A 20,352-nucleotide genomic window follows, 5' to 3' on the forward strand; every position below is an offset into this window, starting at 1 on the left:
GTGACCATCGCAGAAAACACGGCGTCCGACGTACGTGATGTCATCATCGTAGGCTCGGGACCGGCAGGGTACACGGCGGCCGTGTACACCGCACGGGCAAACCTCAAGCCTCTGTTGCTCGCAGGTTCAGTGACTGCAGGCGGCGAGCTGATGAACACCACGGACGTGGAAAACTACCCCGGTTTCCCTGAAGGAATCATGGGGCCGGACCTGATGGAGAACTTTGAGAAGCAGGCCGCCAGGTTTGGAACTGAAATCCAGTTTGAGGATGTCACCTGGCTCGACCTCCAAGGACCGGTGAAGAAAGTCACCATCGGCACGGGGGAGACCTTCAGCGCAAAGGCCGTCATCCTTTCCACCGGGTCGGCCTACAGGGAACTGGGGCTTTCCAACGAAAAGCGCCTGTCCGGACATGGTGTCAGCTGGTGCGCAACCTGCGATGGTTTCTTTTTCAAGGACCAGGACATTGCCGTCATTGGCGGCGGCGACTCAGCAATGGAGGAGGCCCTCTTCCTCACAAAGTTTGCGAAATCCGTAACGGTTGTACACCGCCGTGATTCGCTCAAGGCTTCCAAAATCATGGCGGACCGTGCACTCGCACACGAGAAGATCACTTTTGCGTGGAACAGCACGGTAGAGGACGTTCTCGGCGAGGACAAAGTCACCGGACTGCGGTTGAAGAACCTGGTGGACGGGTCAGTGTCTGAGCTTGCCGTTACGGGTGTCTTTGTCGCCATCGGCAACGATCCCCGGACCGATTTGGTCAAGGACGTCCTGGAATTGACACCCGAGGGCACCATCGCCGTGGAGGGCCGGAGTTCCCGGACAAGCCTCCCGGGTGTGTTCGCTGCCGGCGACGTTGTTGACCCGACGTACCGCCAGGCAATCACCGCTTCCGGTTCAGGATGTGTTGCGGCTATTGACGTCGAACACTACCTGGCCGATCTGCCCGCATAATCCGCGACACTGTTATCCGAAGAGAAAGACAAGGTTATGAGCAACGCAAAAGATGTAACTGACGCAAGTTTCGGCACTGACGTCCTGTCCTCCGAAAAGCCTGTCATCGTCGACTTCTGGGCTGAGTGGTGCGGCCCCTGCCGTAAGCTTGGCCCGATCCTTGACGAGATCTCGGTCGAGTACAGCGAGAAAGTCGACGTCGTCAAAGTCAACGTGGATGACAACCCGGCAATCGCTGCCGAATACGGCATCACCTCGATTCCGGCCGTCTACTTGTTCCAGGGCGGCGAAGTAAAGAGCACTGTTATCGGCGCAAAGCCGAAGCAGTTCTTTGAGAAGGAATTCTCTGACGTCCTCTCCTGAACTGCAGCCTATATGGCTTGACCTGATGTAGGTCAAAGAGTTGCTCCCGTCGCCTGGCGGGGGCCACTTTTTGTCCAGTGCCTGCCGTGCTTGAGCGCCTACTTCTATCCAACCCTGAACAATTCGGCACTGCCTGGGCGACCGTAGATCGTTCTTGACAGATACGTTTCACGTGAAACACTTTCGCGCCCGGTACCGTCTGCCGACCCAAATGGAGGTGGCCCCTTGTCGATGGTTCCGACCTGTAGGACGTGGGGCATAGATGCGGGTGGAACTCTAACTCCCAGGGGCGTCTATGGCCACCAGCTACGCCACGCCGGTGCGGTGCCGAATAGGCATCGCGTCTCACATCAAGCTGTCGGAGGCCGCCATCTCTACATCGCGGGACACTGGCACGGTAGCGTACGAGGGTGCGCAAGATGTGAGCCGGAGGTGTGTGAGGCGCCCGCGGTTTCACGTGAAACATCGTAGACGCTGTCACCCCAATTCCAAGCGCCGATGCGGTCATAGGATCGCGTGCCGTCTACGGGACACAGCGGAGGGGAGTCTCGGCTTGGATAGTGCGAATCGAGTCATTTGGCATATATTTCTGCGCAAAGCTGGAGATTGCTTGTGCTTCCTGTGAGAAGCCAATCATCAAGTGCACACATCGAGAACGGACGATTGATACTTCTGGTCTCATTCCCATCGTCCTACGAAGTCCAAGATCAAGCTGAAATCGCGACTGGCATCGGCGACCGCGCGAACCGGTGAGGTGACAATTCCTTAGGCCCAGACGAAAAGCACAAATGTACAGCGCCTCCATCCATGGCCCGGGGAGATTGCTTTCCTGCCTAGCTCCTTCACAACTTGACGCTTCGAATCCTGCTCCGGACCCAGGCATACACGCTTCAGCCGGCAAGAATGCGGTCCATGCGGGGACGGGGTTCTCAGACAGACCGCCCTCGGACCTTCAAGGTCGCTTGCCTAGCGCTTGGGGGGAGACCAGGCGGAGCCGCGCCCCCTCTTTACGCTTTCCTGACCCGGACCAGCGGGCCCCACCCGGTGACACGGACGCATGAGCCAGATCCTCGTCGGGTCGTGAGCTCGCCCAGGGGGCGTGCAGCGCTGTCACCGGTACACCGCGTCAATGATCGAACGGCCCTCCAACGCATCGGATCGATGCCGAGCCTAAGAGCTCTATGGTTCGTCGTCGTTGGCGCTCAGTTCAGCGCACACGCCCTTACACGGCAATTCATCCCATCGCGGCTATTCATTGGTGACTTCAGATTGCCCGTGTACGGCCGCTGATGTCGACCTGGACTCGGAGAGGCTCGATGTTTCACGTGAAACGAAGACGCGTTCCGATATCCCTTTGATCTTATGGGAGGAGTGGGGGCATGCCGCTGCCTGCATCCGACTGGTATTGGGAGTTGGCACGTCCAAGATCTACCTGCGGTGCACCGCTGGATTGGCCGTGAGCGGTGCGACATGAAGACCCCGCCTCTTACACGGGCGACATCCCTGGGGCTCCTCAAGCGGAACAGTGTTCGCCCCATGGGCTCCGGCTGGGGCAGTTCAACTTCGAAGACAACTAGGATCTCGAATCCACCTTGGATACAAGTTTCCCTCTTGGTTATATGGGAGTGACACCATCGAGGATTTTGATCTGGCAATCGAGCCGCTCGTTGGCAATCCCGCTTTGAGTTACGCACACGTTATCCACAGGGCCTCTATCAAGTTATTCACAGCGATATCCACAGGCAGCCTGATCCTCCATTCGAGGGTTTCTCAGATCCTCAACGGCCTATTCGAATCCCAAGGTGTTCGTCTAGACACCATGTCCGCCTATTCGCGGGAACGACCGCGCGAGGGTACGAGCTGATCTAGCTCATACACGCCGGAAATGTCGTCATTTTCCACTCAAAATGTGCGCTTATCGCTGCCGTGCAATGCCACACGATGTTTCACGTGAAACGCCGTCGTCGCGGTCACGCTTAGGGGTTACGTTGCCGCAAGGTTTGTAGCCTTCCCGCAGCAAGTCGCGACGCACAAGGCGCTGCGAAGCTCTGGATAAGGGACAGAACTTATTCACAAAGTTATCCACAGGGATATCCACCTATACTCTGCCGCCGAACGAAGCAGATGAAACGCTCCGGGGGATCGCCCGTTGCGCTCCGGGTATTTCCAGGGTTCACCGGTGCCGATACATTCGCGCCGAGCTAGGCGGCCTTCTCGGTGCAACACCATTGCTTCAAACAACGCTGCCCAACGTCGACGCACGGCGTACAGGCGGTTCTTGAGATTCTTAAGGACAGCAGCCTCCCGCGACGCCAATCCGACGTGGAAGACCTCCGCCCGGCAAAGTGTCGGTTGGGCGCCGTAACGAAGGAACTACACCTCCGTGAAGCCTCAAACCTCCGTCCTGGAGCGTAGTTCCAACACCGCCGAACAATAGCCATCGGCAGCTCTGTAGTCGGCAGCGCCGCTAGGAGGTAGTGCATTGCCACACGCCTTGCCTCTGTGCCAAACCCAGAATGGGTTATCCAGGACGACGCCGAAGGCCGGGGGACAGGGTCATCGGGGAGCAGGTATCGAAGGCTAGGGACTCACGGTGCCCATGCTCATCGCAAGGATGCCGTGCAAGTAACCGCGCCAACTCGTTCCGTGGTGGCACACGCCCCAGGGCAGCGTCGTGGCGATATTGATCCGCCTTCCACGAGACTCTTCCACGACCTAAGCAAACACCGTATGTCTGTTCCCATATTGCGTATTGATCGCACTCAACAACAGCAAGACGGCTTAGGTCATACTCCTGATCATTGCGGGGCCCAACGCGCCCTCGCAGCTCTGCTTCTGAACTCCAACTCACTGAGCGAGTGCCCAATGCAGGACTCCTCAGGAACTACTGATCACCAACGAAGACCGTGGAACCCATAGTCGAACACTGTACTCGATGCACTTCCCATGTGCCCCGCTAAGAAGCACGGGACGCTGTGGGACATCCACGCCACACAGTGATTTCAGGGGTGGTGGATCGGAAACATCCTTTCTTGCCGGCCACGAGGTCCGCCCCGCTCTCGGGTCCATCCGCAGTGCAGCGCGTGAAGCTGGATGCGCGTGCTCCGCCGGCTCTCTCACGGGAGTTCCGACTCCCTATGCGAGAGAGAATGAGTAGCGACCAATTGTGTTTCACGTGAAACATATCTAGACTGCGCCGGCCACCACCCGGAGTTGCGCCGTTTCACGTGAAACATTGACGGGCAGTGCAAGGCGGACAGCTACGGTCTCCGCACACACGGAACCACACGGATGGCTACTTTCGACAAAGTACGTCCCAATAATCTATCGCCAAGTATGGATACTAAGGAGGAGCAGTACTACTGCATACATCAGCCGAACTCTCCCGTATCGGGGCACTCGACCAAATCGCACAGCCGCATTTTGATTATGCACCACTTGCCTGGTGAGATACGACACCTGTGTCACGAGATGATCGGCGACACCAGCCTGGTGATTTCTTTTCAGGTGGGTCCTTGGCTTCGTGGCACAAGGCCCCACGAATGATCAGTCTTAGTAAAGCCCAGTACACCGCAGTCCGTTAACAGCACAATGCGGCTTCGGCGACGTCCGCGGCCCTACAACGCGCGCAAGAACCGCAGAGCTGGCAATTCACCCGCCTAAGGACATAGCAGTCTTTGAGGACAGAACCGTCTTTCGATATTGACGGAGATCCATCACCAGGTAGCCCAATCAAATAGTCACAGTAAAACTTGATGACTTTCTGCGGCAGGACCATGGCATGTAGGCCTGCCGATGACAGAAGCACATTCGCCCGCGAACTATGGCACTCAGGCCCATGTCCGCACACCCTTTAGAAGAGTGAACCGGCCGCGGATGTACCCACAGGGGAGATGCAATTGGCCGGCACATCAAGGAGCGCAGCACATTGCTCGCGTTTCACGTGAAACAACGGACGGAAGTGCACTGCCCGTGTGGATCCGACACCTCTAAAAATCGTCTTCCATCCACACATCTCTGTGCGCCGACGTCAGTAGGGTCTCGACCGGACATCCCGAAGCAGCGGTTCAGCGGCAACAGGAGAGCCGCAGAAGAGCCGGGTGCCTTCCAATAGCCCTGATCCTGGGCCTGGTATTCGACCTATGGGCCCTCGCGGGCACCGCAAGGCCCCGATCCGACGGTCTGCCACAAACTACCCGCACCACCCCCGACTAGCCCAGAGAACGCCGGCTGTACGTCCTACGCCCAGCGGAACGTGGGCAAAACCCGAACTAATATGCCCGCAAAGCAGGCAAAGTACACCCTTGCCGCCACATCAGACGGTCGGATGCGGCAATGCTCCATAGCGGGAACCCAGTAAGCAGGCAGACGAACTCGGACCATGACGGGTCCCAAACCGAGTCAGTTCTCGCCAGCCCCGGAGACCTCGCATCCAGGGGCCGTCTAGCCGACCGTCCCACGAACGCAAAGAGGCCCAATTCGCAGTGAATCGGGCCTCCCTAGGCTCCAGTAACGGTGAGCGCTAGTTGGTCGCTCCCGGCGCCAGCACATCCATGATTCGGTTGAGGTCCTCTACGCTGGCAAACTCGATGCTGACTTTGCCTTTTCGGACGCCAAGGGAAATCTTCACATTGGTGTCCAGCCGGTCCGAAAGCGATGACGCCAAGTAGTCGAGCCGTTCATGCCGCGCCCCGGGGCGGGGGATGTTGTTTTTGGCCGGTTTAGCCGGGTCCTGGTAGAGCGTGACTGCTTCTTCAGTGGCGCGCACGGACATGCCCTCGGCCACGATCTTCTGGGCGAGCCGTTCCATGGCCGCTGCATCCGGCAGCGAGAGAAGAGCACGGGCGTGGCCGGCCGACAGGACGCCCGCGGCTACGCGGCGCTGCACGAGCGGCGGCAACTTCAGCAGGCGGAGCGTGTTCGAGACCTGGGGACGCGAGCGGCCGATCCGGTCAGCGAGCTGCTCGTGGGTGGTACCGAAGTCCTCGAGGAGCTGCTGGTACGCCGCCGCCTCTTCCAGGGGATTCAGCTGGCTGCGGTGCAGGTTCTCCAAGAGGGCATCGCGCAGCAGGTCGTCATCGGTGGTGTCACGGATGATGGCAGGAATGGTCTCCAGCCCTGCCGCCTGGACCGCCCGCCAACGGCGCTCACCCATGACAAGTTCATAGGGTTCACTACCAGATTCGGTTGATGTACGAACAACAATTGGCTGCAGGACTCCGATTTCACGAACGGAGTGCACCAGCTCGGCCATGTCGTCTTCATCAAAGACATTTCGGGGCTGCTTACGGTTGGGGTGAATGTCGCCTACCGGCAATTCCGCGAACCGTGCGCCTGGTACCTCGACCAACTCAACGCCGGATTCCGGGGCCGCTGATGCTTCCACCTTATCCGCTGCGCCGGCTTCAGCCGGTCGGGCTGCCTTCGCCGGTGGCGTTGAGGGGGCGGGCCCATCCGCAGCCTTGGAGCGCGGGCCCGGCGCCTTCTTGGCGGGGGCCTTCGTGTCCGCTGCCCCGTTGGCGGCCGCGGCCGTCTTGGAGGGCTTGTCGGTGGCTGTCGATTTTGCGGGGGTAGTCTTCGCTGCAGAAATCCGGGCCGCGGGAGCTTGGCCTTCTTTTTCCTGTGCCCTGGCTGCAGCCGGCGGTGCAGGCTGCTCTACGGGTTCGGTCTTCTTCCGGCCTTCCGGAAAAAACAAGTCCACTGGCCGCGATTGCGCTGCACCGTTTGCAGAACCATTGGCTGCGGCGGAACTTGGAATCAGCGCGCCAAGACCGCGGCCTAAGCCCCGTCGCTTCTCGCTCATGGGTAAATCCCTCCAGTGGTGAAGCCAGGATGACCCGGGCCTCCATGCGTTGCGGTATTGAAGATTCTAGCGTTCCGCTATTTCAGCGGCGGCTTCCAGATAGGACAGGGCACCACTCGAGGACGGGTCGTAGGTCATGACCGTCTGCTGGTAGCTGGGCGCTTCAGAGATCCGCACCGAGCGGGGAACCACGGCGGAGAGCACCTGTTCAGGGAAGTGCTGGCGCACTTCAGCAGCAACCTGGGCAGCGAGGTTGGTCCGGCCGTCGTACATGGTGAGCAGGATCGTTGAAACAACGAGGTCCGCGTTGAGATGCTTCTGGATCATCTCGATGTTCTTGAGGAGCTGGCTGAGGCCTTCCAGGGCGTAGTACTCGCATTGGATAGGAATCAGCACTTCACTGGCGGCGCAGAAGGCGTTGACTGTCAGGAGGCCGAGGCTGGGCGGGCAATCGATAAAGACGTAGTCGAGGCGCTCTTCGCCGTTCTTTTCGCGGGTTTTAGCGTACACGTCGATAGCGCGCCGCAGCCGTTGTTCCCGGGCGACCAGGGAGACGAGCTCGATCTCGGCACCGGCCAGATGGATGGTGGCCGGGGCGCAGATCAGCTTCCCGATGTCCGGGCACGGGGCCACAACATCCGCCAGCGGGATGTCGTTGATCAGGACGTCGTAGATGCTGTCCACATCGGCGTGGTGTTCAATGCCGAGGGCGGTGGAGGCGTTTCCCTGGGGGTCGATATCGATGACCAGGACGTTGAGTCCGGCGGCCGCAAGGGCTGCGGCAATGTTTACGGTCGTCGTGGTCTTGCCCACGCCGCCCTTCTGGTTGGAGACGGTGAAGATCCGGGTCTGCTCCGGACGCGGGAGCTGGCGACCCATCAGGCGTTCCCGGCGTTTGGTCTCGTGTGCGAGCTCACGGGCGATAGGACTCGAATCGTCAATGGCATCGATGACGTTCGACCTACCGGAAGCGGTTGTTTCACGTGAAACTCCGCTTTCAACGGCACCGGTGGCCGGCCGTGGGTGGTTCCCGCCCCGGGCCGGGGCCATTCCCAAACCGGCCAACCCGGACCCAGCGACGGAACGTGCCGACCCCAGAGACACAAACGGCGGGATCCGTTGTGCGGAGGCTTCACTACTCGTCACTGGGGCACACTCACTCTCGTTCAGCCAATTTTGCTGCCGTTGTCTAGCCTAACTGCTCCACCCGTCTGACCACCGTCAGTGGGCCCACTTTAGGACTTCTTTTGGGACTTGTTCACTACGATGCGCACCACGGTGGTGGGCTCTTCAAGGATGTTGTCACCGACGGTGACCACCGATGTCTGCACACCGCCAAGCTTGCGGATGACCTTCGCGGCCTTTTCGATCTCTTCACCGGCACTGCGGCCCTTGATGGCCACCACCTCACCGTGTCCGGCGAGGAGCGGGATGGTCAGGCCTGCGAGGTTCGTCAGGGCTGACACGGCACGGGCGGTGACCACGTCGGCGTCCACCTGCCCCACCGCCAGTTCGGCCCTGGTACGCATGACGGTGACGTTGTCCAGGCCGAGGTCGTCCACCACTTCCTGGAGCCAAATAACCCTTCGTTCGAGGGGTTCGATGAGCGTCAATTCGAGGTCTGGGCGGGCAATGGCGAGGCAAAGGCCAGGCAGGCCTGCGCCGCTTCCGACGTCGGCAACGTGGCTTCCCTGGGGGATCTCACTTTCGATGACCGCGCAATTGAGCACGTGGCGGCTCCACAACCGGGGAACCTCGCGGGGCCCAATCAGCCCGCGTTCGGTCCCGGAGGTGGCCAGGTGCTCAACATAGCGTTTGGCCAGGTCCAGGCGGTCGCCGAAAATCTTCTCAGCAGCCCGAAGCTCTGCTGCCGTGATATCAACCATGGTTATCGTGCTGGCACTCTCTAGTCTGCGGAAACAACAATGTGGCGTCCGGAGCCTTCACCCTCGGACTCACTGACCAATCCGAGGTCAGCCACGGCGTCGTGCACGATCTTGCGCTCGTAGGCACTCATCGGCTCAAGGGCAACCGGCTTACCGGTCTCCTTGACGGATGCTGCGGCATCTTCGGCGATCTTCTGCAGGTGGCCGGTACGTTCCTGGCGGTAGCCATTGATGTCCAGCACAAGCCGTGAACGGTTCTCCGTAGCGGAGAGTACGGCCAGCCGGGTGAGCTCCTGGAGAGCCTCCAGCACCTCGCCGTCTTCTCCTACCAGGCCTTCGAGGCCCTCGGTTTCTTCCTCCGCGACGATGGAGATGTAGGTGCGGCCGTTGCGGACCTCGATGTCGATATCGCCGTCGATATCGGCGATGTCCAGCAGTTCCTCCAGGTAGTCTGCGGCGACGTCGCCCTCTTCCTCGAGGCGGCTGGCCGCAGAGGCCTTAGCGGGGGACTCGTCCTGGTCTGCAATCTCTTCGGAAAGGACGTGCTCGGTGCTCTCGGCTGACATTACTTCTTCTTCCTGTTCTTACGCTGGGGCTGGACGCGCTGTCCCTTGGCTTCCACGGCGGCAGCCGCGGCGGCGTCGGCTGCCTCATCCCGCTTGCCGGTGAGGACGGAAAGGGCCGGCAGGCCCTTGGCTGCGCGGCGTTCGGCGAGGGCCTTGGCAGCGGGGGATCCCGGCGTCGGCATGCGGCGGATCACGAAGAACTGCTGTCCCATGGTCCAGAGGTTGGTGGTGGTCCAGTAGATCAGAACGCCGATGGGGAAGTTGATGCCACCCACGCCGAAGACTACCGGCAGGATGTAAAGCATCATCTTCTGCTGCCGCATGAATGGGCTGGCCATGGCTTCTTCAGACATGTTCTTGGCCATGATCTGCTTCTGGGTGATGAACTGGGACGCCGTCATGGCCAGGATCATCACGATCGAGAGCACCACCACGGCTGTGTTCCCGGCACCACCGTGCAGCAGGGCGGCGGACAGCGGCGCACCGAAGATGCTGGAGGCATCGAACTCCACTACCTGTTCGTGGCTCATCGCACCAATGCCGGCACCCTGGTCTTTCGCCTGGGAAATGCCCGAAAGCACCTGGAACAGTGCGAAGAAGAATGGCATCTGGATCAGCATGGGAAGGCAGGCGGAGAACGGGTTGGTGCCGTGCTTCTTGTACATGGCCATCTGTTCCTGGGCCATGGCCTGGCGGGACAGCTGGTCCGTCTTGCCCTTGTACTTGTCTTGCAGCTTCTTCAGGTCGGGCTGCAGCAGCTGCATGCCGCGCTGCGCCTTGATCTGCTTGACGAATACGGGGATCAGGGCGGCACGGATCACCAGCACCAGTCCGATGATGGACAGAGTCCAGGTCCAGCCGTTTGCGGCGGGCATGCCGATGGCGCTCAAGCCATCGTGGAATCCAATCATGATGATGGAAACCAGCCACTTGAACGGGGCCATGATTGTTCCAAAGAAGTCCATACTTATCCCTATTCGTCAGGCCGCACTGCGGCCTTCTTCATCAGTCCGAGCAACCAGGTACCGGTCCGGATTGTTCAGCACAACAATTGTGGGGGTTCGGCCCGCAGGCCATTCCCGGCCGCCGGCGGGGACGTGGTCCACTCCGCCGGCATTCCATGGGTGGCAGTGGCCAAGGCGCCTGACTGCGAGCCAGCTTCCCTTCACAGCGCCGTGTACGGTGACCGCTTCAAGGGCATAGGCCGAGCATGAAGGGAAGAATCGGCAGACGGGGCCGTACAAGGGAGAAACCACCTTGCGGTAGGCCATCAGCAAGAGAATGAGGATGTTCCGGGGCAGGTTCCAGAGGAACTTGGCGACGGCGGCGGTCACGTTCCGGATGCGGGCGACGGCGGCAGTGGTGCTAGGCACGCGTTGTCCCCTCCCGTGTTGTACCGGCCGAACCTTTGGCGGCAGGCCGTGGTGGCCGTCCGGCCAGCCGGTTCTGCGTTGTTTCCAGTGCTGCGTTGTAATCCGCCAGCAGTTGATCCCAACTGGCAGACGCGGAGGCGGGCAGTGCCCGCACCACGATGGCGAGTCCAGTTGCGTGTTCACTCAGTGAGGCGGCAGCCGCTTCCCTCAGTCTCCTCTTAACGAGGTTCCTGACCACGGCGTTCCCTACACTCTTGGAAACAATGAACCCGATCCGGCTGGGTTCGTCGGCAGCGATGGCTGCCGCATATAACACTACGTTCCGGCGTCCATTGCGGACACCGGAACGTACGGTTATTGAAAAATCGGTTGCAGTCCTCAGGCGGTTGCGGGCGGCCAGCACCTTAAACTCGCAAAGGGATGTCTACCGACAAGTCAGTTATTTAGGCCGAAAGCTCGGTACGGCCCTTGCCACGACGGGCTGCCAGGATGGCGCGGCCGGCACGGGTACGCATACGAAGGCGGAAGCCGTGCTTCTTGGCTCGACGGCGGTTATTCGGCTGAAAAGTCCGCTTGCTCACGTTAGTTACTCCAGTGGATCAAAGGTGCGCCCACCCGATCAATATGGGGAAGAACTGGCCGACGCTAAGTTTTGTATATGCACGCTTCCCCCGGCTGTCCAAGCGCACTGCGCCTGGAAGTTCAGATGGGGCCAAAAAGCGGACACAAAGGACTTCACAACGTTAGGGCAATTCGAGGCCCCGAGTCAAACCGGGAGGGCCCTGCGGTGCTATCCCCAGCTGTGCCTAAGTATCCCAACAGGCTGTGGATGAAGTGGCTCACAGGGGCCTCCAAGGAACCACAACCGTGTAATTATCCACAGCCGGATAGCCAGCTATCTTCTAGGCTTTTGATCCCCTAGAGTGTCCCAGTAGCCGATTATCCACGGACTGTGCATAACCCTGTGGATTAAGTTGGGCCAGCAGCCTGGTTCCGGACTTGGGCTGCAGGCAATGCAGGCATAGCAAGTTTTGAGGGAACCGATTGATGACAGTAGACGAAGCCAACCACGCCAATACTGTCGGAAGTTCCTGGCGCCGGGTTGTCAGCCTGCTGGAACAGGACCACCGTGTTTCACCGCGCCAGCGGGGTTTCGTCATCCTCGCCCAGGCCCAGGGCCTGATCGGCTCCACCCTCCTGGTGGCCGTCCCCAACGAGCTCACCCGCGAAGTGCTCCAAACCCAGGTCAAGGACGCCCTGGACGATGCTCTGCACAATGTCTTCTCCGAGGACATCCGCTGCGCCATCGACGTCGACACCGATCTGGTGCCCATCCACGAAGAGCCCGAACCCGTCGTCGAGCCTGCGTTCGCGCCGGACCAGCTGATCGAACAAAAGCCGCAGCCCATGCTGCCCAGCACGTCGCATGAATTCGGCCGGCTGAACCCCAAGTACGTCTTCGACACGTTCGTCATTGGTTCCTCCAACCGATTTGCCCACGCAGCCGCCGTCGCCGTTGCCGAGGCACCCGCCAAGGCCTACAACCCGCTATTCATCTACGGCGACTCCGGCCTCGGCAAAACGCACCTCCTGCACGCCATCGGGCACTACGCCCGCCGGCTCTACAGCGGGATCCGGGTCCGGTACGTCAACTCCGAAGAATTCACCAACGACTTCATCAACTCCATCCGGGACGACGAAGGCGCCAGCTTCAAAACCACGTACCGCAACGTGGACGTCCTGCTGATCGATGACATCCAGTTCCTGGCCGGCAAGGACCGCACGCTGGAGGAGTTCTTCCACACGTTCAATTCGCTGCACAACAACAACAAACAGGTGGTCATCACCTCGGACCAGCCGCCCAAGCTGCTCGCCGGGTTCGAAGACCGGATGAAGTCGCGGTTCGAATGGGGACTGCTGACAGACATCCAGCCGCCGGAACTCGAAACGCGCATCGCAATTTTGCGGAAAAAGGCGCTCAGCGAGGGACTGTCGGCACCTGATGACGCCCTGGAGTACATCGCGTCGAAGATTTCCAGCAACATCCGCGAACTTGAGGGCGCCCTGATCCGCGTCACCGCCTTCGCCAGCCTCAACCGGCAGCCGGTGGATGTTGCGCTTGCGGAAATGGTCCTCAAGGACCTGATCACTGACGACGGTGCACAGGAAATCACGTCAGCGCAGATCCTCCAGCAGACCGCTGACTACTTCAAGCTCAGCATGGAAGAGCTCTGCAGCAAGTCCCGCACCCGGACCCTTGTCACCGCCCGCCAGATCGCCATGTACCTCTGCCGGGAACTGACGGACATGTCGCTCCCCAAGATCGGCCAGGAACTCGGCGGCCGCGACCACACCACAGTGATCCATGCCGACCGCAAGATCCGTGAGCTGATGGCCGAACGCCGTGTGATTTACAACCAGGTGACGGAACTGACCAACCGGATCAAGCAGCAGCAGCGCGACTCCTGAATCCACACCGGGCCACGCACTCTATACCTTATTAACAGGCGTATGTGGATAAGCCTGTGGATACTTAAGGGGACAAGCGCGCTTAATGGGCTTAAAACCCTTAAGCCGTCTGTGGATCATCAAAAATGCCTCTTTGGGTTGTCCCCATCCACACCCTGTTTAAAACCCAGGTAACGCACAGTCCGTGAACAGGGCTTAACCCCGGAAACGTGGGTCAGGATTGGGTTATCCACAGTTTCCACAGCAGTTATTAACACTACGAATCCCAAAAAATTGAATTCCCTCAAACAACAAGATCCATCGGCACCTCCACCGGGCGGGCCCTCCGGCCCCTGGAAGGGCCGGGCCGGGTGCTTGGGGATGGGTTAATCGCGGATCTTCCGGCTAAGCTGTCAGCAGCGCTCCCATCCCTGGGTTTTGTGTGGTTTCCGTCTGCACGGACCATGCACCGGCCGCGGCGCGCACAACATCTTCCGGAGTTTCACTGCGAAGTTCCCGGGTTTACATGGCAGCAGCAATGAAAGGCGGCACCCTTCCGTGAAGTTCAGAGTCGATCGGGACGTCCTGGCCGAAGCCGTCACCTGGACAGCCCGCTCGTTGTCTCCGCGGCCGCCGGTCCCCGTCCTTTCCGGCCTGCTCCTGAAGGCCGAAGCGGGTACGGTCAGCCTCTCGAGCTTTGACTACGAAACCTCCGCACGGCTGGAAATCGCCGCCGATATCAGGGACGAAGGAACCATCCTGGTTTCCGGCCGGCTGCTTGCGGACATCTGCCGCAGCCTCCCCTCGGCCCCGGTGGACGTTGAAACCGACGGCAACAAGGTCACACTCACCTGCCGTCGAAGCAGCTTCCACCTGGCCACCATGCCGGAAGCCGAGTACCCGCCGCTGCCTGCCCTTCCTGCCATCAGCGGCACCGTTCCCGGCGACGCTTTCGCGCAAGCTGTTTCCCAGGTGATCATCGCCGCCAGCAAGGACGACACCTTGCCCATCCTCACGGGCGTGCGGATGGAAATCGAGGATGACCTGATCACCCTCCTTGCCACCGACCGGTACAGGCTGGCCATGCGCGAAGTGCCGTGGAAGCCTGTGACTCCGGGAATCTCCACGAGCGCGCTGGTGAAGGCCAAAACCCTCAACGAAGTGGCCAAAACCCTCGGCAACAGCGGCGACATCAACCTTGCCCTCTCCGACGATGACAGCCGGCTGATCGGATTCGAAAGCGGCGGCCGCACCACCACGTCCCTGCTTGTGGATGGCGATTACCCGAAGATCCGGTCCCTGTTCCCGGAATCCACACCCATCCATGCCACGGTGCAAACCCAAGAGCTGGTGGAAGCCGTCCGCCGCGTCTCACTTGTCGCCGAACGCAACACTCCGGTCCGCCTGGCCTTCAGCAGCGGACTGCTCAACCTTGATGCCGGAACCGGCGAGGACGCCCAGGCGTCGGAGGAGCTTGAAGCGCAGCTGTCCGGCGAGGACATCACCGTGGCCTTCAACCCGCACTACCTGATTGAGGGCCTCAGTGTCATCGAGACGAAATTCGTCCGGTTCTCGTTCACCACGGCACCCAAGCCCGCCATGATCACGGCGCAGGCAGATGCCGACGGCGAAGACCAGGATGATTACCGCTACCTGGTGATGCCTGTCCGCCTGCCCAACTAGTCCCCACCGCCGCCTTGCCTCGCAAGCTCGGCCAGGGAACCCGGGCGGCGTGGGTCCACCCATCGGCTCCCAGCCTTCACACACCAGCGCAGAAAAGAGTCTCACCGTGCACATTGGACTGATTGGCCTCGGCAAAATGGGTTTCAACATGCGTGAACGCCTGCGCAAGGGCGGCGTGGAGGTCACCGGCTACGACCGGAATCCCGATGTCACGGATGCCGCAAGCGTCGAAGACCTGATCGCCGCCGTCCCGGCGCCGAGGGTCATCTGGGTCATGGTCCCGGCCGGCCCCGTGACAGACTCCGTCATCACCGAATTGGCCGGCAAACTCGAGCCCGGCGACCTTGTGATCGACGGTGGAAACTCGCGGTTCACGGAAGACCAGAAACATGGTGAGGTGCTTGCCGCCAAGGGCATCCGGTTCGCCGACTGCGGGGTGTCCGGCGGGGTTTGGGGCCTACAGAACGGCTACGGCCTGATGGCAGGCGGTGACGCCGGCGACATTGAACGCGCCATGCCGGTTTTTGATGCCTTGCGGCCTGAGGGCGACAGGGCTGACAGCTTTGTCCACGTTGGCGGAATCGGCGCCGGCCACTACGCCAAGATGGTCCACAACGGGATCGAATACGGCCTGATGCAGGCGTACGCCGAAGGGTACGAACTGCTTGCCGCCAAGGACATCGTCACGGACCTGCCGGGCACGTTCCGCGCTTGGCAAAAGGGAACCGTGGTCCGTTCCTGGCTGCTGGACCTCATGGTCAAAGCCTTGGATGAAGATCCAGGCCTGGAGTCCATCGACGACTACGTGGAGGATTCGGGTGAGGGCCGCTGGACAGTTGAAGAGGCCATCGCCAATGCGGTTCCGGCCCCGGCCATCACGGCCGCCCTGTTTGCCCGTTTTGCTTCCCGGGAGGACACGTCCCCCGCGATGAAGATGGTTTCTGCGCTGCGCCACCAGTTCGGTGGCCATGCAACCCGTCCCGCCAAGTAGCATCCAGCAGGAGCCGCCACCGGTTCCAGAATTGCCGACCACCGCGTGTATCTTGAACATCTTTCCCTGACGGACTTCCGCAGCTACGCCCAGGTTGACCTCAGCCTCGGCCCGGGCGTTACCGTCCTGGTGGGATACAACGGCATCGGCAAAACCAATCTGATGGAGGCCATCGGCTACCTGGCAACGCTCAGCTCCCACCGGGTCAGTTCCGATGGCCCCTTGCTCCGGTTCGGCACAGAGCGCGCCTTGGTCCGGGCCCGTTTGGTCCGCGGAGAGCAGACCACGGTGCTGGAGCTGGAAATCAATGCCGGCCGGGCCAACCGCGGCCGGATCAATCGCAGCAACCCGGTCCGCGCCCGCGACCTGCTGGGCATCTGCCAGACCGTCCTGTTCGCTCCCGAGGACCTGGCATTGGTCAAGGGGGATCCCGCCAACCGCCGGCGCTTCCTGGACGAACTGCTCGCCAGCCTCATTCCGCATCATGCAGCCACCCGCAGCGATTACGACCGCGTCCTGAAGCAACGCAACGCCCTGCTGAAATCAGCGCGGGCCGGACGGTTCACGACTGCCCATGAAGCCACCCTGGATGTTTGGGACCAGCACATGGCCCGTGCCGGAGCACAGCTGCTGCACGCACGGCTGGAACTGGTGGAACGGCTCCGCCCGCACCTCGCCCGCGCTTACGCCGAGCTGACGGATGCTTCCAAGCCCGCCGATGCCCTGTACCGTTCGACCCTCCAGAACCAGATGGACGACGACGGCGTCCCGGCCGCACATGCCCAGCGCACCACGGCCGGGGCTTCGTCCGCCGCGCAGGAGGACCTGCGCTTGCTCAGTGTCGAACAGCTGACGGAGCGCTACATCCAGGCTTTCGCGGAATCACGGAAGAAAGAACTGGAACGTGGCATCTCGCTCGTCGGCCCGCACCGCGACGAGCTGGAGCTCATCCTTGGACAGGCACCCGCGAAGGGATATGCCTCGCACGGGGAGACCTGGTCCATGTGCCTCTCCCTGCGGTTGGCGTCGTACTACGTCATGCTCGATGACGCCCGCACCGGCGGGTCCGCCCCCATCCTCATCCTGGACGACGTCTTTGCCGAACTCGATGTCCAGCGGCGGCGTAAACTGGCGGCTATAGTCTCCGGCGCGGAACAGGTCCTGGTGACCGCCGCCGTCGACGCCGATATTCCGGAAGAGCTGTCCGGACGGCGGGTGAAGGTCATCCCGGGAGGAATCGATGAGCAGTGACGAGGATGCCGGGCTGCAGCCCGGCCGCGAACCTGACCACATCGATGCCCCGCAAGCAGCACTGAACCGGATGCGGGAGGCGGCTGCCGCCCGCGGCGAAGTCCGCAGGAAGGCGCCCCGGCCCGGTTCGCAAAAAGCCAAGGGCAGTATCCGTGACACCCGGGGCTTCAGCCAGTTTCATGCCACCGGCCGGGACCCGCTCGGCCTGGGCAAAGTGGTTGGGCGGCTGGTTGCAGAACGCGGCTGGACCTCCCCGGTAGCGGTGGGTTCCGTCATGGCGGAGTGGGCCACCTTGGTGGGCCCGGAGATTTCAGCCCACTGCACACCCGAAAGCTTCACCGACACCACCCTGCACGTTCGGTGTGACTCCACGGCCTGGGCCACCCAGCTCAGGCTGCTGAGCACCAGCTTGCTGGAGAAATTCCGCCGGGAACTGGGCGACGGCGTGGTCACCAGGATCCAGGTCCTCGGCCCCACAGCGCCCAGCTGGCGCAAGGGTGGACGCAGTGTCAACGGGCGTGGTCCGCGGGACACCTACGGATAGCCGGGCCGCAGCTCTTGAAACTTCGCCCAAAGGCGTATAGAGGCCGGTAAGGGCCGCGGCGTGTATGGGCACCCGAAGGGCGTACCACCGGGCCGTCCTAGGCGGGGCCAAGAGCCTCGCACAGGCACATTCACCGTCCGCCCACGGCCTTGGAATGCGAGGATCTGGGCGTGTTCGCGGTAGAATTGACCGAGATAACTGGGCGCGGATGAAACGTTGACTTCAGTCCGTTCTCCGCGCGCGTCCCGCACGCAGAGCGCGGATCACCGACCGTCATCGAGTCACCGGCGCCATAAGTTTGTGCCTGTTGGCGGGTCACTTTTCCCTGCGAAAAGAAATCAGCCGGCCATCATCGAGAACAGAGGAGTCGCAGCGCCTGTGGCTAACGACAATACAGATATTCTGGCAGCAGATACAGCGGTCGAGGATGGCCGTACCCCTGACACCCCGGCTGCGTCTACCAGCCCAAGGGAGTACGGTGCCAGCGACATCACTGTCCTTGAAGGCCTCGAAGCTGTCCGCAAGCGCCCGGGCATGTATATCGGTTCCACGGGTCCCCGAGGACTCCACCACCTGGTCTATGAGGTGGTGGACAACTCCGTGGATGAGGCACTCGCCGGTTACTGCAGCCATATCGAAGTGGTCCTGCAGGCCGACGGCGGCGTCAAAGTTGTCGACGACGGCCGCGGAATCCCGGTGGACATGCACCCCACCGAGCACAAGCCCACCGTCGAGGTGGTAATGACCATCCTGCACGCCGGCGGCAAGTTCGGTGGCGGCGGCTACGCGGTCTCCGGCGGCCTGCACGGTGTGGGCATTTCCGTGGTCAACGCCCTCTCCAGCAGGGTGGACACCGAGGTACGGCGCCAGGGCCACGTCTGGCGGATGTCCTTCGCCGACGGAGGCAAGCCGCAGGGCAGCCTGGTCCAGGGTGAAGAGACCGATGCCACCGGCACCACCCAGACCTTCTATCCGGACCCGGCGATCTTTGAAACCACCGAGTTTGACTTCGAGACCCTCCGCGCCCGTTTCCAGCAGATGGCCTTCCTCAACAAGGGCCTGCGCATAACGTTGACGGATGAGCGTGCCGCCAAAGGTGATGAAGCCGACGGCGACCTCGACCTTGACGACCTCAGCACCGACGGTGAGATCAGCGCCGAACACCGAACCGTGGTGTACCAGTACGACGAAGGCCTGCTGGACTACGTCAAGCACCTGAACTCGGGCAAGAAGGTGGAGGTGGTCCACGAGGACGTCATCGCCTTCGAAACCGAGGACACCGAACGCCGGATTGCCCTGGAAATGGCGATGCAGTGGACCAGTGCCTACTCCGAGAGCGTGCACACCTACGCCAACACCATCAACACCCACGAGGGCGGCACCCACGAAGAAGGCTTCCGTGCCGCACTGACGTCCCTGATAAACCGGTACGCCCGGGAAAAGGGCATCATCAAGGAAAAGGACGACAACCTCACGGGCGACGACATCCGCGAGGGCCTCACCGCCGTCATTTCCGTCAAGCTGGCGGAGCCCCAGTTCGAAGGCCAGACCAAGACGAAGCTGGGCAACTCCGAGGTCAAGGGATTCGTCCAGCGCGTGGTCACCGACGGCCTGGGTGACTGGCTGGAGCGCAACCCCGGTCCCGCCCGTGACGTCATCCGCAAGGCCATTTCGGCGGCCCAGGCACGCATGGCCGCGCGGAAGGCCCGCGACAACGCCCGGCGCAAGAGCCCGCTGGAATCGTTCGGCATGCCGGGCAAGCTTTCCGACTGCTCCTCCAAGGACCCGGAAAAGTGCGAGGTCTACATCGTGGAGGGCGACTCCGCCGGCGGTTCCGCCAAGCGCGGCCGCAACCCCGAAACACAGGCCATCCTGCCCCTGCGCGGCAAGATCCTGAACGTGGAACGTGCCCGCCTGGACAAGGCCCTGGGCAACGCGGAGGTCCAGTCCATGATCACCGCGTTCGGCACCGGGATTGGCGAGGACTTCGACCTCGCCAAACTTCGGTACCACAAAATCGTCCTCATGGCCGATGCCGACGTGGACGGCCAGCACATCACCACCTTGCTGATGACCTTGCTGTTCCGCTACATGCGTCCCCTGATCGAGAACGGCTACGTCTACCTGGCGCAACCGCCGCTGTACCGGATCAAATGGTCCAACGCGCCGCACGACTACGTGTACAGCGACCGCGAACGCGACGCCAAACTGGTGGCTGGCCAAGCGGCTGGACGCCGCATCCCGAAGGACAACGGCATCCAGCGCTACAAGGGCCTGGGCGAGATGGACTACACCGAACTCTGGGATACCACCATGGACCCTGACCACCGCACCCTGCTGCAGGTGACCATGGATGACGCCCTCGCCGCCGACCAGATCTTCTCCGTCCTCATGGGCGAAGACGTGGAGTCACGGCGCAACTTCATTCAGCAGAACGCCAAGGACGTCAGGTTCCTGGACATCTAAGGACCCGCTCCAAAGTATTCG

16 protein-coding genes are annotated in these 20,352 nt (G+C 61.5%); 8 read left to right on the top strand and 8 right to left on the bottom strand.

The window, feature by feature from the left end; genetic code table 11:
* Both trxB and trxA read left to right on the top strand, forming a co-directional pair.
* The gene (trxB, locus tag DC347_RS06620) at positions 1-957 is read left to right on the top strand and encodes a thioredoxin-disulfide reductase (protein ID WP_109044846.1); all 957 of its coding nucleotides are present in this window, start codon (positions 1-3) and stop codon (positions 955-957) included.
* 36 nt (positions 958-993) lie between these two features.
* Complete coding sequence (trxA, locus tag DC347_RS06625) at positions 994-1,320, top strand: thioredoxin (RefSeq protein WP_018762822.1); 327 nt, start codon at positions 994-996, stop codon at positions 1,318-1,320.
* 4,522 nt (positions 1,321-5,842) lie between these two features.
* On the opposite strand, the gene DC347_RS06630 is transcribed toward trxA, so the two are convergent.
* The 8 genes from DC347_RS06630 to rpmH all read right to left on the bottom strand — a co-directional run bounded on the left by DC347_RS06630 (position 5,843) and on the right by rpmH (position 11,529).
* Positions 5,843-7,123 (bottom strand): ParB/RepB/Spo0J family partition protein, encoded by a 1,281-nt coding sequence (locus tag DC347_RS06630; protein WP_109044847.1) that lies wholly within the window; start codon positions 7,121-7,123, stop codon positions 5,843-5,845.
* A 66-nt stretch (positions 7,124-7,189) separates the two neighbouring features.
* Entirely contained in the window at positions 7,190-8,269 is a 1,080-nt protein-coding gene (locus DC347_RS06635) for a ParA family protein (RefSeq protein WP_304598358.1), read from the bottom strand.
* 89 nt (positions 8,270-8,358) lie between these two features.
* Positions 8,359-9,009 (bottom strand): 16S rRNA (guanine(527)-N(7))-methyltransferase RsmG, encoded by a 651-nt coding sequence (gene rsmG, locus DC347_RS06640; RefSeq protein ID WP_018762818.1) that lies wholly within the window; start codon positions 9,007-9,009, stop codon positions 8,359-8,361.
* 20 nt (positions 9,010-9,029) lie between these two features.
* Positions 9,030-9,575 carry a R3H domain-containing nucleic acid-binding protein gene (locus DC347_RS06645; RefSeq protein ID WP_109044848.1) on the bottom strand — a complete coding sequence of 182 codons (546 nt, stop codon included), beginning with the start codon at positions 9,573-9,575 and terminating at the stop codon, positions 9,030-9,032.
* Positions 9,575-10,540, bottom strand: a complete 966-nt coding sequence (gene yidC / locus DC347_RS06650) for a membrane protein insertase YidC (protein ID WP_018762816.1) — start codon at positions 10,538-10,540, stop codon at positions 9,575-9,577. Before yidC ends, DC347_RS06645 begins: the two co-directional genes overlap by 1 nt.
* A 15-nt stretch (positions 10,541-10,555) precedes the next feature.
* Positions 10,556-10,948 (bottom strand): membrane protein insertion efficiency factor YidD, encoded by a 393-nt coding sequence (gene yidD / locus DC347_RS06655; protein ID WP_018762815.1) that lies wholly within the window; start codon positions 10,946-10,948, stop codon positions 10,556-10,558.
* Positions 10,941-11,351 (bottom strand): ribonuclease P protein component, encoded by a 411-nt coding sequence (gene rnpA / locus DC347_RS06660; protein WP_081624186.1) that lies wholly within the window; start codon positions 11,349-11,351, stop codon positions 10,941-10,943. Before rnpA ends, yidD begins: the two co-directional genes overlap by 8 nt.
* 40 nt (positions 11,352-11,391) lie before the next feature.
* Positions 11,392-11,529: a 50S ribosomal protein L34 gene (rpmH, locus tag DC347_RS06665; protein ID WP_003800212.1), complete on the bottom strand. Its 138-nt coding sequence runs from the start codon at positions 11,527-11,529 to the stop codon at positions 11,392-11,394.
* 466 nt (positions 11,530-11,995) lie between these two features.
* Between rpmH and dnaA the strand changes: the two genes are divergently transcribed.
* The 6 genes from dnaA to gyrB all read left to right on the top strand — a co-directional run bounded on the left by dnaA (position 11,996) and on the right by gyrB (position 20,331).
* Complete coding sequence (gene dnaA, locus DC347_RS06670; protein WP_018762814.1) at positions 11,996-13,417, top strand: chromosomal replication initiator protein DnaA; 1,422 nt, start codon at positions 11,996-11,998, stop codon at positions 13,415-13,417.
* Positions 13,418-13,954: 537 nt separating this feature from the next.
* Complete coding sequence (gene dnaN, locus DC347_RS06675) at positions 13,955-15,079, top strand: DNA polymerase III subunit beta (RefSeq protein ID WP_018762813.1); 1,125 nt, start codon at positions 13,955-13,957, stop codon at positions 15,077-15,079.
* A 106-nt stretch (positions 15,080-15,185) separates the two neighbouring features.
* Positions 15,186-16,070, top strand: coding sequence for a phosphogluconate dehydrogenase (NAD(+)-dependent, decarboxylating) (gnd, locus tag DC347_RS06680; RefSeq protein WP_109044849.1), 885 nt, complete (start codon positions 15,186-15,188; stop codon positions 16,068-16,070).
* A 45-nt stretch (positions 16,071-16,115) separates the two neighbouring features.
* Entirely contained in the window at positions 16,116-17,321 is a 1,206-nt protein-coding gene (gene recF, locus DC347_RS06685; protein WP_018762811.1) for a DNA replication/repair protein RecF, read from the top strand.
* Positions 17,311-17,865, top strand: coding sequence for a DUF721 domain-containing protein (locus DC347_RS06690; RefSeq protein ID WP_018762810.1), 555 nt, complete (start codon positions 17,311-17,313; stop codon positions 17,863-17,865). Before recF ends, DC347_RS06690 begins: the two co-directional genes overlap by 11 nt.
* 378 nt (positions 17,866-18,243) lie before the next feature.
* Complete coding sequence (gyrB, locus tag DC347_RS06695) at positions 18,244-20,331, top strand: DNA topoisomerase (ATP-hydrolyzing) subunit B (protein WP_109044850.1); 2,088 nt, start codon at positions 18,244-18,246, stop codon at positions 20,329-20,331.
* Positions 20,332-20,352: the final 21 nt, after the last annotated feature.

Origin of the sequence: Pseudarthrobacter sp. AG30 (assembly GCF_003116525.1) — a bacterium.
GTDB lineage: Bacteria > Actinomycetota > Actinomycetes > Actinomycetales > Micrococcaceae > Arthrobacter.

Bases quoted from the DNA above. Each gene is read 5' to 3' on its own strand.
- DC347_RS06630 (WP_109044847.1), bottom strand. From the start codon at position 7,123: ATGAGCGAGAAGCGACGGGGCTTAGGCCGCGGTCTTGGCGCGCTGATT.
- yidC (WP_018762816.1), bottom strand. From the start codon at position 10,540: ATGGACTTCTTTGGAACAATCATGGCCCCGTTCAAGTGGCTGGTTTCC.
- rsmG (WP_018762818.1), bottom strand. From the start codon at position 9,009: ATGGTTGATATCACGGCAGCAGAGCTTCGGGCTGCTGAGAAGATTTTC.
- DC347_RS06645 (WP_109044848.1), bottom strand. From the start codon at position 9,575: ATGTCAGCCGAGAGCACCGAGCACGTCCTTTCCGAAGAGATTGCAGAC.
- trxA (WP_018762822.1), top strand. From the start codon at position 994: ATGAGCAACGCAAAAGATGTAACTGACGCAAGTTTCGGCACTGACGTC.
- DC347_RS06690 (WP_018762810.1), top strand. From the start codon at position 17,311: ATGAGCAGTGACGAGGATGCCGGGCTGCAGCCCGGCCGCGAACCTGAC.
- dnaA (WP_018762814.1), top strand. From the start codon at position 11,996: ATGACAGTAGACGAAGCCAACCACGCCAATACTGTCGGAAGTTCCTGG.